Below are 13552 nucleotides of genomic sequence, written 5' to 3' on the forward strand. Positions count from 1 at the left end.
AGCGGCAGGCGACCGGCCGCTGACCGGCCGGCAAACAGTACGGCAACCCGGCGCGCCGGGCGACGGTCAGACGTCGTAGCAGGCGCCGGGTCGGACCACCTCGAGGGGACCGGTGTACGCGACGGCGGCCGACTCCAGGGTGTGGGCCTCGCTGCCCCAGGCCGCCACCAGGTGGGTGAGCAGCAGCCGGCCGGCGCCCGCCTTGGTCGCCACCTCGCCGGCCTCCCGGCCGGTGAGGTGCAGGTCCGGCGGGTTCTCCACGCCGTCGAGGTAGCTGGCCTCGCAGAGGAAGAGGTCGGCGCCCTGGGCGAGCCGCAGCAACGCGTCGCAGAGGGCGGTGTCCGAGGAGTAGCAGAGCACCCGCCCGTCGTGCTCCAGCCGCACGCCGTAGGTCTCGATCGGATGGTTCATCCGCTCGACGGTCACGGTGAACGGGCCGATCGGGAAGGTGCCGGGCTGCAGGCCGTAGAACTGGTAGACGTCCTCGACGGTTCTGTCCGGCTGGTCGGAAGCGGCGGCAAGCCGGTCCGGCGCGCCGGCGGGCGCGTACACCGGCAGGGGCGGGTACGGCCCGTCGGGGGCGTACCGGCGCACCACCACGTACGACACCGCGTCGAGCATGTGGTCGCAGTGCAGATGGGTGAGGAGGATGGCGTCGGGGGCGTGCAGCCCGACGTAGCGCTGGAGCGTGGAGAGCGATCCCGAGCCGAAGTCGATCAGGAGCCGGAAGCCGTCCGCCTCCACCAGGTAGGCGGAGCAGGGGGATTCGGGGCCGGGGAAGCTGCCCGCGCAGCCGAGAACGGTCAGTCGCATCCGGTCGTCCCGATGTCACGCCGAGTAGTCGACGCGCCGGCAACCGACCCGCCGATGATCTCTACCGACGCGTACGCCACGCTGCGCAGCCTACGCGTCGCCACTGCGGGTGAAGAATCATCTGCCGGAAGATGTCGTCAACGTGACACCCGCACGCGTCTCGCGGCGGCCCGTGACGCAGAGTCGGCCGGCGGCAGGACGCCGCCGGCCGGCCCCGTGGCCGTTCAGGCCCACAGCTGCCCCTCCAGGGCGTCCTCGGCGTCCGCGAGGGTGCCGCCGTACGCCCCGGTCGACAGGTACTTCCAGCCGCCGTCGCAGACCACGAACGCGACGTCGGCCCGGCGGCCGTCCCGGACCGCCTCGTGCGCCACGGCCAGCGCGGCGTGCAGGATCGCGCCGGTGGAGAACCCGGCGAAGATGCCCTCCACCTCGACGAGCTGACGGGTGCGCAGCACCGCGTCCCGGGTGCCCACCGAGAAGCGGCGCGACAGCACGGTGGCGTCGTACAGCTCCGGGACGTACCCCTCGTCGATGTTGCGCAGGCCGTAGACCAGCTCGCCGTAGCGGGGCTCGGCGGCGACGACCTGGATGCCGTCCACCTTCTCCCGCAGGTAGCGCCCGGTGCCCATCAGGGTTCCGGTGGTGCCCAGACCGGCCACGAAGTGGGTGATCGTGGGCAGGTCGTGCAGCAGCTCCGGCCCGGTCGTCTCGTAGTGCGCCCGGGCGTTCGCCTCGTTGCCGTATTGGTAGAGCATCACCCAGTCGGGGTGCTCGGCGGAGATCTGCTTCGCGGTGGCGACGGCCTGGTTCGAGCCGCCGGCGGCCGGCGAGAAGATGATCTCCGCGCCGTACATCCGGAGCAGCTGGACCCGCTCGGTGGAGACGTTCTCCGGCATCACGCAGACCAGCCGGTACCCCCGCAGCTTGGCCACCATGGCCAGCGAGATGCCGGTGTTGCCGCTGGTCGGCTCCAGGATGGTGTCACCCGGGCGGAGCCGGCCGGCCTCCTCGGCCGCGCGCACCATGAACAGGGCCGCCCGGTCCTTGATGCTGCCGGTCGGGTTCCGGTCCTCCAACTTCGCCCAGAGCCGCACCGGCGGCGCCCCCTCGGGCACCGTCGGCGAGAGCCGGGGCAGCCCGACCAGGGGCGTGCCGCCGCAGGCGTCGAGCAGGCTGTCGTACCGCGCCATGGCGACCGCCCTCAGCGGGCGGCGACGGCCGCGCGGTGCCCGGCGATCGCGGCGGCTGCGGCGAAGCCGAACGCGCCACCGGCCACGGCCGGCAGGATGGTGACGCTGTCGCCGTCGTTGAGCTTGGCGTCGAGCGCGCCGAGGAAGCGGACGTCCTCGTCGTTGACGTAGACGTTGACGAACCGGTGCAGCGCGCCGGCGTCGGTGACCAGCCGGGCCTTCAGGCCGGCGTGCCGGGAGTCCAGGTCGGTGAGCAGGTCGCCCAGGGTGTCCCCGGCGCCCTCGACGACCTTCGCGCCGCCGGTGTAGCTGCGCAGGATGGTGGGGATGCGAACCTCGATGGCCATGATGTCGTGCTCCTTGATCGGGTGTGCCGCGGTGACGGGAAGAAAGGGAATGGGCCGGCGCTGAGAAGTCAGCGGCCGGAACACTCGTAGTCGACCGTCGCCGGGCTCTGCCCGAACATGTAGGACTGGACGGCGTGCGGGTCCACGGCGGCATCCACGATCCGGACCGGCTCCTCGGCCACCGCGCCGTCGACGATCCGGAAGGAGCGGATCTCCTCGGTGTCGGGCTCGCGGGTCGAGACGAGCAGGTAGTGCGCTCCCGGCTCACCGGCGAAGGAGACGTCCGTGCGGGACGGGTAGGCCTCGGTCGCGGTGTGCGAGTGGTAGATGACGACCGGCTCCTCGTCGCGGTCGTCCATCTCCCGCCAGACCCGCAGCTGCTCCATCGAGTCGAACTCGTAGAACGTCATGGACCGGGCGGAGTTCTCCATCGAGATGTGCCGGGTCGGGGTGTCGCTGCCGACGGGACCGGCGACCACGCCGCACGCCTCGTCCGGGTGGTCGCGGCGCGCGTGGGCGACGATCGCGTCGACGATCGACCGGTCGATGCTCAGCACGCCGACCAGCCTAGCGCCTGCCGCTGACCCCCGGCGAGGTGGCGACCGTCACGACTCAGTCGATCAGGGCGTTGAGCAGGGACTCCTGCAGATAGCCCAGGTACGCGTAGACCGACAGCTGGAACACCCGGGAGGAGGTCGGGTCCTCGGCGACCGCGTCGTCGAGCTCCTCCCCCAGGTCGGTGCCGTCCTTGATCTCCAGGCGGACGCCCATCGCCAGCCGGGCGTCGTTGAGCGCGCGCAGCCACGCCTCGGCCGCCTCGGCGTCGAGGCGCACCTCGCCGCCCGCCGCGCCGGAGGAGTCGGGCAGCGCGGCGAGGATGGCGCCGGCCTGGTCGATCTTGGCGGTCTTCAGGTCGCCCTCGGTGTACCGCCGGAACTCGGCGGTGCTCGCCGAGTCGTCCGGGTAGACCTCCGGGAAGAGCCGGCCCACCACCGGGTCGCTGTGGTCGAAGCCGTCGGTGAGCAGCCCCACCACTTCGGAGGCGACCTTGCGCAGCACCCGGACCTCGTCCAGGGCCAGGTCCGCGACGTACCGGTCGCCCTGCCGGCGGAACATGCTCACGACCGGTCCACCGTCGCCCACAGGCCGTACGCGTGCAGCTGCGACGCGTCGTGCTCCATCCGCTCCCGGGCGCCGCTGGAGACGACCGCGCGGCCCTTGTGGTGCACGTCCAGCATCAACTGCTCGGCCTTCTCCCGGCTGTACCCGAAAAGCTTCTGGAAGACCCAGGTCACGTACGTCATCAGATTCACCGGGTCGTCCCACACGATCGTCACCCATGGCCGGTCGGAGACCGGCACCTCGTCGGTGTCCGGCGTCTCGACCGGTGCAACCTGTGGAGCCGCCATGCCCCCCATCGTGCCACCGGATCCGGGGAAGCGATGAACCGGAACGCCGCGCCGCCCCGGATCACCCTCCCGGGCGGCCGGAGACGGGTCGGCGCGGCCGACCTCAGGCGAGCAGGATGCCGTGGTCGACAGCATCGGTGAGCACCGCGCCCAACGAGAGACGGATCACCTCGAAGCGGCGGGACACCTCGCTGGAGAGCTCCAGCTCGACCTCACGCAGCGCCCGCTGCGCCCAGGAGCGCGCACCGTTCGGGTCGTCGTTGCCGGGCCCGCGCCAGTGCTGCCAGCAGCCCCCGGAGAGGGCCACCCCCACCGGCGGCAGGATCTCGACGCGTTCCGCCCCGGGAAAGCCGGCCAGCGCATCGATGGCGCCCGCGCCGCTCAGTCCGGCCACCCCGCCGGTGCTGGTGACCAGGAGGACCCGGTCCAGCTCCCGAGCGGCCGGGTGGTCGGCGAGGCCCCAGCGCACGGCGTTGGCGATCCGCTGGCGCACCCCCTCGGCGAGGGGCGCGCCGAAGACCCGGGCGGCCGCCTCGTCGAGGATGGCCCGGGCGGCCTGGTCGCACTGGGCGGTGGCGAGCAGCGACAGGGCCTCCATCTCCCGGTCGAGCAGCTGCGGCAGGCCGGCGGGGCCGACCCCGAAGACGATCTCCTGCACCACCCGCAGGTGGATGTTGGCCAGCTCCAGGGCGAGGTGCTGGCGGATCCGCTGGGCGCAGAACCGGACCTGCCGGTCCAGCCGCTCGGCGAGGTCGCCCGGGTCAAGCCCTGGCACGACGGCCACCCGGCCGTGCTCGCCCGGCAGCACGGGCGGCTGCGCGCTGGCGCGGCGCAGCCCCTCGTCGGCGGCCCAGCCGACCAGGGCCCGGCGCAGCGCCGCGTGGTCGGCCTGCCGTACCGGGTACCACCGCGCCCCGGCGAGCGCGGGAACGGTGGCGAGCAGGGCGGCGCGGTGGGCCGCGACGGAGACCGCGGCCGGGTCGACCGGAACCCGGGCCCGGCCCCGGGCCGGGGCCCCGGGCCCGACGGGAGACGGGACGGAGGCCCCCGCATCCTCCGTCGACGTGCCCTCCGGCACCGGGGCCCAGCCGGCCAGCCCCGGGGTGACCATGAAGAAGACCTCCACCGGGGCGCGGGCGACCTCGGCCAGCAGGTGGAGCTCGACGGCGCTGAACGCCTGGTCGGCCGAGATCACGAAGAGCAGCGCGCCGGCCCGGCCGACCGCGTCGAGCAACACCCGACCCCCGGCCAAGCCGAGCGAGCCGGTGTCCGGCGTGTCGAGCACGGCGAAGTGCCGCAGCAGCGGATCGGGGACGCTCAGCTCCACCCGGCGCGGGGGACGGGCCAGCGCCGGCCCGGCCGCCGCCTGGTCGGCCCCGTACGCGTGCGGCTGGCGGTAGCCCGGCACGTACGCCGCGCGGGTCGGCACCCGGGCGTGGTTGACCACCAGAAAACTGCCGGTCGGCACCGCCAGCACGCCGGCCGGGAGGTCGAGCAGGGCGGCGAGCACCTCGCGGCGCCCCGCACCGGCCGGGCCGGCGGCGACCACGGCCAGCCGCTCGTCCGGCCCCGGGGCGGGGGTCACGGGGAGCCGGGTGGGCAGCGGCCAGTGACACAGCCGCTGTGTCGACTCACCCGCGTCGTCGGGCACGTCGACCGCGGGGCGCGGACCCGGCTTCATCAGGCTGCCTCCCGGTCGGGCAACCGGGTTGCAGTCCGGTCGCGTGGGAAGAATCCGGGTGGTGGCACCCCGGATGCCGGAAGAGTACGTGCGCAGCCCGTCCTCGGCCGAACACTTCGGATACTCACCAGTAATCAACAGCTTACTCAACTTCGCTGAGTGACGGCGTACGCGCGGACGGAGAACCGTCGATATGCTGCCCGGATGAGTCGGTGGGACTTCGTCGGCCGCACGGATGAGCTCGACCGTCTGTTGTCGGCGGTCGGCCCCGAGGGGCGTGGACTGCTCTTCAGCGGCAGCGCGGGGGTCGGCAAGAGCCGGCTGCTGCGGGAAGGGGTCGCCGCCCTGCCCACCGACCGGTACGCGATCTGGTCGGTCTCGGCCAGCGCCACCACCGCCGCGCTGCCCTTCGGCGGGCTGGTCCAGGTGCTCCCGGCCGACCAGCCCCAGGGCCTCTCCCCCGCCGGCATCCTGCGCTGGGCGGTGGACGTGCTGCAGGAGCAGGCGGCCGGACGACCCATCGTGCTGGCGATCGACGACGCCCACCTGCTCGACCCACCCTCGGCGGCGCTGGTGCACCTGATCGCCCGGGCCGAGAACGCCACCGTGCTCGGGACGCTGCGCAACGGCGAGCAGATCCCGCTGCCGATCCGTGCCCTCTGGACCGATGATCTGGTCGACCTCGTCGAGCTGGGCCCGCTGGGCTCCGCCGAGACCACCGGGCTGCTCGCCGCGGTCCTCGACGGCCCGGTCGACGCCGGGTCGGCCGAGCGGCTGTTCCGGCTCTCCGCGGGCAATCCCCTGCTGCTGCGCGAACTGGTGCTGGCCGCCGCCGGTGGCGGCGAGCTGACCCGCACGTACGGCATCTGGAAGTGGACCGGCCGGCTGGAGCTGGCGCCGACCCTGACCGATCTGATCGACACCCGGGTCGGCCAGCTCACCCCCGGCGTCCGCTCGGTGGTCGAGCTGGTCGCCTTCGGTGAGCCGCTCGGCCTGCAACTGCTGGAGCGGGCGGTGGAGCCGACCGATGTGGAGACCGCCGAGGAGCGCGGCCTGATCAGTCTGGTGCTGGACGATCGGCGGCTGGACGTGCGGCTGGCGCACCCGCTCTACGGCGAGGTGATGCGCCGGCAGTGCCCGGTGAGCCGGACCCGCCGACTCCAGGCGACCCTGGCCGACCTGCTGGAACAGGTCGGCACACGGCGCCGCGACGACCTGCTCCGGGTGGCGGTGTGGCGGCTGGACTCGGGCACCGCGCAGGACCCGGCCCTGCTGCTCGACGCGGCCGCCCAGGCCTTCGGCCGGTACGACGTGCCGTTGGCGACCCGGCTGGCCCGGGCCGCGCTGGAGGCCGACGGCGGGTTCGACGCCGCCGAGCTGCTCGCCACCATCCTGATGTTCGCCGACCGGCCGGACGAGGCGATCGAGGTGCTCGACTCGGTCGCCGGGGACGTCCGCTCCGACCGGCGGCGCAGCCGCTGGCTGACCGTGCGCGGCATGGTCAGCTACTGGGGGCTGAGCCGGGAGTCCACGGTGGAGGAGATCGGCGCCCGCGGCGCCGAGCTGACCGACCTGGCCGATCTGGCCCGGGTCCGCGCCTTCGAAGCGATCATGCGGCTGCACCGGATGGACACCGGCGTCGCGCGACGGCTGGCCCAGTCCGTGCTGGACCGCCCGGCCGCCCCGGTGGCCGCCCGGGAGCTGGCCCGGTGCACTATCGCCCACCTCCAGGCCGCCCAGGGCCAGTTCCGGCGCAGCGCCACCGCGATCGCCCGGGTGCAGGCCGAGGCGGCGCGCTGGCGGGGCGACATGCCGTACCTCCAGCTCGCCATGGAGCTGGCCCGGGGCACCCGGCTCGCGCTCTCCGGGGACCTGGCAGGCATCGACGCGATCGTGGCGGACGAGTTCGCCGACCTCGCGGGCGCCGGCGACTTCCGGCTCGGCACCGGCTACCTGGCCATTCTCCAGGCGTACGCGGCACGGCTGCGCGGGCAGAGCGACGAGGCGTTGAAGACCAGCCTCGGCGCCTGCGCGGTGCTCGCCACCAGCCGGGTGTACGCCGGGCTGGCGCACGCCGAGCGCGCCCAGGCGGCGGCCCTGCGCGGCGACCCGGCACACGCCGCGGAGGCGATGGCCGAGGCGGACCGGACCCACGCCCCCGGGATGGCGGTGCTCTACCCCTGGCTGGAGCAGGCCCGTGGCGCGGTGCTCGCCGCGAGCGGCGACCTGCCCGGCGCGACCAAGCACCTGGGCCAGCTCGCCGACCGGCTCCGCGCGGACGGGCTCACCGGTCACGAGATGCTGGTTCTGCTCGACCTGGTCCGGCTGGACCAGGCCGCCGTCCCGGTCGGCCCGACCTGCACCGACGGCGGCCGGCGTACGGTGGCGCAACGCCTGGCCGAGCTTTCCGAGCAGGTCGACGGGGTGCTGCCGCCGCTGCTCGCCCGGTACGCCCGCGCCGCCGTGGCGGACTCCCCCACCGACCTGCTCGCCGTCGCCGACGACCTGGCGGGGCTCGGCCTGACCGTGCACGCCGCCGAGGCGGTCGCGCTGGCGCTGCACCGGCTGCGGCAGAGCCGCTCCGCCGCCACCGGTCCGGCGCGGGAGCGACTCGCCGCCCTGCTGAGCCGCTGTGACCAGGTCTCCACGCCGGCGCTGCGACTGCTTCGCCCGGCGTTGACCGAACGGGAGTGGGAGGTGGCGCGCCTCGCCGCCGCCGGGGTGACCAGCCGGGCCATCGCGGAGCGGCTCTACCTGTCCAGCCGGACGGTGGAGAACCACCTCCAGCGCGTCTACAGCAAGCTCGGCGTGGCCGGGCGGGCCGAGCTGAAGGCCGCCCTCCGGTCGACGCCGGGCCACGACGGCACGGATCCCGCCTGAACTCTAGGCTGGACCGGTGAGCACCCTTCGCCCCGCGCTGCTGACCGACCACTACGAGCTGACCATGGTCAGCGCCGCCCTGCGGGACGGCACGGCCGACCGCCGCTGCGTCTTCGAGGTGTTCAGCCGGCGGCTGCCGGCGGGCCGCCGCTACGGGGTGGTCGCCGGCACCGGACGACTGGTCGAGATGATCCGGGACTTCCGGTTCGACGCCGACGAGGTCGACTTCCTGCGCCGCACCGGCGTGGTCGACGACCGGGCCGCCGACTGGCTGGCCAACTACCGCTTCACCGGCGACGTCGACGGGTACGCCGAGGGTGAGCTCTTCTTCCCCAACTCCCCGATCCTCACCGTCTCCGGCGGCTTCGCCGAGTGCGTGGTGCTGGAGACGCTGGTGCTGTCGGTGCTCAACCACGACTGCGCGGTCGCCGCGGCGGCCGCCCGGATGGTGACCGCCGCCCGGGGCCGGGCCCTGATCGAGATGGGGTCCCGCCGGGCGCACGAGGAGGCGGCGGTGGCCGCGGCCCGGGCGGCGTACCTCGCCGGGTTCCGGTTCACCTCGAACCTGGCCGCCGGCCAGCGGTACGGCATCCCCACCGCCGGCACCGCCGCACACGCGTTCACCCTGCTGCACGACGACGAGAAGGCGGCGTTCGCCTCGCAGGTCGCCACGCTGGGCAAGGACACCACGCTGCTGGTCGACACGTACGACATCGGCCAGGGCATCCGTAACGCGATCGAGGTGGCCGGGCCGGAGCTGCGGGCCGTCCGGATCGACTCCGGCGACCTGGCGGTGATCGCCCAGCAGTCCCGCGAGCTGCTCGACTCGCTCGGCGCCACCGAGACGAAGATCATCGTCTCGGGCGACCTCGACGAGTACGCCATCGCCTCGCTCGCCGCCGAGCCGGTCGACATGTACGGCGCCGGCACCGCCGTGGTGACCGGCTCCGGCGCGCCCACCGCCGGCCTGGTCTACAAGCTGGTCGAGGTGGACGGGCGGCCGGTGGTCAAGCGCTCCGAGCACAAGGCCACCATCGGCGGCCGGAAGGTGGCGGTACGCCGGCACAAGCCCACCGGCACCGCCACCGAGGAGATAATCGTGCCGCAGGGCGTACCGGACCGGCAGCCCAACGACCGGCTCCTCCAGCGCTCGTTCGTGGTGGACGGCGAGCCGGCGGCGCTGCCGACGCTGGACGAGTCGCGGGAGCACCTGCGGGAATGCCTGATCTCCATCCCGTGGGAGGGCCTGAAGCTCTCCGGTGGCGACCCGGCCGTACCGGTGACCGTCGTACCCGCGAGCTGAGAGAAGGGGCGCTCCGATGGCGAACGCGCTGATCATCGTGGACGTGCAGAACGACTTCTGCGAGGGCGGGTCCCTCGCGGTGGCCGGCGGGGCCGACGTGGCGGCCGGCATCTCCCGGCTGCTCGCCGCCGAGCCGGACCGGTGGGACCACCTGGTCGCCACCAAGGACTACCACGTCGACCCGGGGGAGCATTTCGGTGACCCGCCGGACTACGTCGACTCCTGGCCCCGGCACTGCGTGGTCGGCACCGCCGGCTCCGAGTTCCACCCGAACCTGGAGACCGGGCGGGTGGAGGCAATCTTCCACAAGGGCGAACACGCGGCCGCGTACTCGGGCTTCGAGGGGCACGCGGGTGACGGCGAGTGCCTGGCCGACTGGCTGCGGGCGCGGCGGGTGGACCGGGTCGACCTGGTCGGCATCGCCACCGATCACTGCGTCCGGGCCACCGCGTTGGACGCCGCCCGGGAGGGCTTCGGGACCACGGTGCTGCTGGACCTCACCGCCGCGGTCGCGCCGATGACCCTCGACGTGGCGCTGCGGGCGATGGACGGCGCCGGGGTCACCATGCTCGGAGAGCCTGTGATCAGGGCCGCTTGACCAGGTAATCGCTTGCGACTGTCGTACCCGGCGTCGAGGATGGCGCCGGAGGTACGGACCGTCGTGAACTTGAAGCCTTACCGGCAGGCGCTCGCCCTGCCCGGTCTCCGGTCGCTGCTGCTGGTGTCGGTGCTGGCGCGCATCCCGCTCACCGCGACCGGGGTGACGCTCACCTTCCACGTCGTGCTCGACCTCGGCCGGGGATACGGCGCCGCCGGCCTGGTCGGCGCCGCGTCGACCGTCGGCGCCGCGCTGGGCTCGCCGCTGCTCGGCCGGCTGGTGGACCGGCGTGGCCTGCGACCGGTGCTCGCCCTGACCACCGTCGCCGAGGCGGTCTTCTGGGCCGCCGCCCCCACGCTGTCCTACCCCGTGCTGCTGCCGGCCGCGTTCCTGGCCGGGCTGCTCGCCCTGCCGGTCTTCTCGGTCGTCCGCCAGTCGGTGGCCGCGCTGGTCCCGGCCGAGCGCCGCCGCCCGGCGTACGCGCTGGACTCGATGTCGGTCGAGCTGTCGTTCATGGTCGGCCCGGCGCTGGCCGTGGCGCTGGCCACCGCCGTCTCCCCACGCATCACCCTCTGGGCGGTCGGCGCCGGGATCGTCGCCTCCGGCGTCGCGTTCTGGCTGTTGAACCCGCCCACCCGCAGCGCCGACGAGCCGGCGGGCCCGCACCGCAAGGTGCCCCGCCGCGAGTGGCTCACCCCCCGCCTGCTCGCCGTGCTGGCGGTGAGCCTCGCCGCCACCCTGGTGCTCGGCGGCACCGACGTCGCGGTGGTCGCCGTGCTGCGGGCCAGCGGCGAGGTTGGCTGGACCGGGGCGGTGCTGGCCATGTGGGCGGTCGCGTCGCTGGTCGGCGGCTTCGCGTACGGGGCGGTCAGCCGGTCGTTCTCGCCGCTGGCGCTGGTGGCCGCGCTCAGCCTCTGCACCATCCCGGTCGGGCTGGGCGGGTCGCACTGGTGGCTGCTCTGCCTGGCACTCGTCCCGGCCGGGGCGCTCTGCGCCCCCACCATCGCCGCCACCTCCGACGCGGTGAGCCGGCTCGCCCCCGCCGGCGTACGCGGCGAGGCGATGGGCCTGCACGGCTCCGCGGTCACCGTCGGCATCGCGGTCGGCGCCCCGCTCGCCGGCGCGGTGATCGACGCTTCGCTGCCCCTCTGGGGCTTCGCGGTGACCGGGGCGATCGGCCTGCTGGTGGCCCTGGCCGTGCTCCCCGTCGAGCTGCGCCACCGCCGGGAGACCGTCGGCGAGGGCGTCCCTGCCGAGCTGGCTACCGCCACCACCTGAACCCGGCGACCCGCCACGCCAGCCCGGCCCTGCCGCCCGGCCCGGGCCGGGTCGGCCCGGTCGGCCGGCCCGGTTGGGCAGGCGATCAAGCCGCCGGCGTCCGTTCGTCCCGCCCGTTCGGCGTCGGTCGGGAGCGGGCTGCCCGGGAGCCTGGACCGGCGGACCGGCGACCGGCGGAAACGGCGACGGGCGCCGCACCCCTGGAAGGGGTACGGCGCCCGGGGCGCGGTGTTTCAGCGGGTCAGCGCTGGTCGAGGTTGCCGGCGGTGTCCTCCTGGTAGCTGGCGCCACCGTTGGACTCGCTGGTCAGCGGCTTGGCGCCACCCTCCGGCGGGCCGGCGAGGCTGTGGCCGGCGGCCAGCTCCGGGAACTTGGCGTCGAACGCGGGGCGCTCGGAGCGGATCCGCGGCATCCGGTCGAAGTTGCGCAGCGGCGGCGGGGAGCTGGTGGCCCACTCGAGCGAGTTGCCGTGGCCCCACGGGTCGTCGACCTCGACCACCGGGCCGGTCTTGTACGACTTCCAGCAGTTCCAGATGAACGGCAGGGTCGAGATACCGGTGATGAACGCGCCGATCGTGGAGATCGTGTTCAGCGTGGTGAACCCGTCGCCGGGCAGGTAGTCGGCGTACCGGCGGGGCATGCCCTCGGCGCCGAGCCAGTGCTGAATCAGGAAGGTGGTGTGGAAGCCGATCATGGTCAGCCAGAAGTGCACCTTGCCGAGCCGCTCGTCGAGCATCCGGCCGAACATCTTCGGGAACCAGAAGTAGATGCCGGCGAAGACGGCGAACACGATCGTGCCGAAGAGCACGTAGTGGAAGTGCGCCACCACGAAGTACGAGTCGTGCAGGTGGAAGTCGAGCGGCGGGCTGGCGAGCAGCACACCGGTCAGACCACCGAAGAGGAAGGTCACCAGGAAGCCGACCGCCCAGAGCATCGGCGTCTCGAAGGTGATCTGGCCCCGCCACATGGTGCCGATCCAGTTGAAGAACTTCATGCCGGTCGGCACGGCGATCAGGTAGCTGAGGAAGCTGAAGAACGGCAGCAGCACCTGGCCGGTGGCGAACATGTGGTGCGCCCAGACGCTCATCGACAGGGCGGCGATGGAGATGGTCGCGGCGACCAGGCCCTTGTAGCCGAAGATCGGCTTCCGGCTGAAGACCGGGATGATCTCGGTGATGATGCCGAAGAACGGCAGCGCGACGATGTAGACCTCGGGGTGCCCGAAGAACCAGAACAGGTGCTGCCAGAGCATCGGGCCGCCGGTGGCGGGGTCGTACACGTGGGCGCCGATCAGCCGGTCCGCGGCGAGCGCGAAGAGCGCGGCGGCCAGCAGCGGGAAGACCAGGATCGCCAGCAGGCTGGTGACCAGCATGTTCCAGGTGAAGATCGGCATCCGGAACATGGTCATGCCGGGGGCGCGCAGGGTCAGGATCGTGGTGATCAGGTTGACCGCGCCGAGGATGGTGCCCAGACCGGAGATGGCCAGACCGACCACCCACATGTTCGCGCCGACGCCCGGCGAGTGCTCGGCGGTGCTCAGCGGCGTGTACGCGGTCCAGCCGAAGTCGGCCGCGCCGCCGGGGCTGACAAAGCCCGCGACGGCCATGGTGCCGCCGAACAGGTACAGCCAGTAGGCGAAGGCGTTCAGCCGGGGGAACGACACGTCCGGCGCGCCGATCTGCAGCGGCACCACGTAGTTCGCGAAGGCGAACACGATCGGCGTCGCGAAGAACAGCAGCATGATCGTGCCGTGCATGGTGAAGAGCTGGTTGTACTGCTCGGGCGACAGGAACTGCAGGCCCGGCCGCGCCAGCTCGGCGCGCATGATCAGGGCCATCAGGCCACCGATCATGAAGAACGCGAACGCGGTGACCATGTACATGATCCCGATCTGCTTCGCGTCCGTGGTGCGCAGCAGCCGCGCGATTGCCGACCCCTTGACCGGCTCTCGGACCGGCCAGGGCCGGGTCACGACCGGCTTGGGTGCGACGGTGGTCACGAGTGGCCTCCGGTTCTCGGTTGTCCCGCTCGGCGCGCGCTGGATCTGCGGGCC

Annotated in this window: 12 protein-coding genes; 4 read left to right on the plus strand and 8 right to left on the minus strand. The window is 73.4% G+C overall.

The window, feature by feature from the left end:
- Positions 1-66: 66 nt before the first annotated feature.
- The 7 genes from GA0070613_RS02900 to GA0070613_RS02930 form a co-directional block, all read right to left on the minus strand.
- Positions 67-813, minus strand: a complete 747-nt coding sequence (locus GA0070613_RS02900) for an MBL fold metallo-hydrolase (RefSeq protein ID WP_089010862.1) — start codon at positions 811-813, stop codon at positions 67-69.
- A 224-nt stretch (positions 814-1037) separates the two neighbouring features.
- Positions 1038-2003 carry a PLP-dependent cysteine synthase family protein gene (locus tag GA0070613_RS02905; protein WP_089010863.1) on the minus strand — a complete coding sequence of 322 codons (966 nt, stop codon included), beginning with the start codon at positions 2001-2003 and terminating at the stop codon, positions 1038-1040.
- A gap of 11 nt (positions 2004-2014) precedes the next feature.
- On the minus strand, positions 2015-2350 hold the full coding sequence (locus GA0070613_RS02910) for a MoaD family protein (protein WP_089010864.1): 336 nt from the start codon (positions 2348-2350) through the stop codon (positions 2015-2017).
- Positions 2351-2418: 68 nt separating this feature from the next.
- On the minus strand, positions 2419-2907 hold the full coding sequence (locus GA0070613_RS02915) for a Mov34/MPN/PAD-1 family protein (RefSeq protein WP_089010865.1): 489 nt from the start codon (positions 2905-2907) through the stop codon (positions 2419-2421).
- Positions 2908-2962: 55 nt separating this feature from the next.
- The gene (locus GA0070613_RS02920; protein ID WP_172875952.1) at positions 2963-3466 is read right to left on the minus strand and encodes a DUF2017 domain-containing protein; all 504 of its coding nucleotides are present in this window, start codon (positions 3464-3466) and stop codon (positions 2963-2965) included.
- 2 nt (positions 3467-3468) lie between these two features.
- Positions 3469-3759, minus strand: coding sequence for an ATP-dependent Clp protease adapter ClpS (gene clpS / locus GA0070613_RS02925; RefSeq protein ID WP_089010866.1), 291 nt, complete (start codon positions 3757-3759; stop codon positions 3469-3471).
- A gap of 103 nt (positions 3760-3862) precedes the next feature.
- Positions 3863-5440, minus strand: a complete 1578-nt coding sequence (locus tag GA0070613_RS02930; RefSeq protein WP_089010867.1) for a P-loop NTPase family protein — start codon at positions 5438-5440, stop codon at positions 3863-3865.
- 204 nt (positions 5441-5644) lie between these two features.
- On the opposite strand from GA0070613_RS02930, the gene GA0070613_RS02935 reads away from it, so the two are divergent.
- Genes GA0070613_RS02935 through GA0070613_RS02950 form a run of 4 tightly spaced genes read left to right on the plus strand, consistent with a single transcriptional unit; the run spans position 5645 to position 11499 of the window.
- A complete protein-coding gene (locus GA0070613_RS02935; protein ID WP_089010868.1) occupies positions 5645-8320 on the plus strand; it encodes a helix-turn-helix transcriptional regulator in 2676 nt (891 codons plus the stop codon).
- A 16-nt stretch (positions 8321-8336) separates the two neighbouring features.
- Entirely contained in the window at positions 8337-9623 is a 1287-nt protein-coding gene (locus GA0070613_RS02940; protein WP_089010869.1) for a nicotinate phosphoribosyltransferase, read from the plus strand.
- A gap of 16 nt (positions 9624-9639) precedes the next feature.
- Complete coding sequence (locus GA0070613_RS02945; RefSeq protein WP_089010870.1) at positions 9640-10221, plus strand: isochorismatase family protein; 582 nt, start codon at positions 9640-9642, stop codon at positions 10219-10221.
- A 39-nt stretch (positions 10222-10260) separates the two neighbouring features.
- Entirely contained in the window at positions 10261-11499 is a 1239-nt protein-coding gene (locus tag GA0070613_RS02950; protein WP_089010871.1) for an MFS transporter, read from the plus strand.
- 241 nt (positions 11500-11740) lie between these two features.
- Here the strand turns inward: GA0070613_RS02950 and ctaD are convergent, their stop codons facing one another.
- The gene (gene ctaD, locus GA0070613_RS02955) at positions 11741-13498 is read right to left on the minus strand and encodes an aa3-type cytochrome oxidase subunit I (protein WP_089010872.1); all 1758 of its coding nucleotides are present in this window, start codon (positions 13496-13498) and stop codon (positions 11741-11743) included.
- Between the last annotated feature and the right edge of the window lie 54 nt (positions 13499-13552).

Source organism: Micromonospora inositola (genome assembly GCF_900090285.1).
GTDB classification, from domain to species: Bacteria; Actinomycetota; Actinomycetes; order Mycobacteriales; family Micromonosporaceae; genus Micromonospora; species Micromonospora inositola.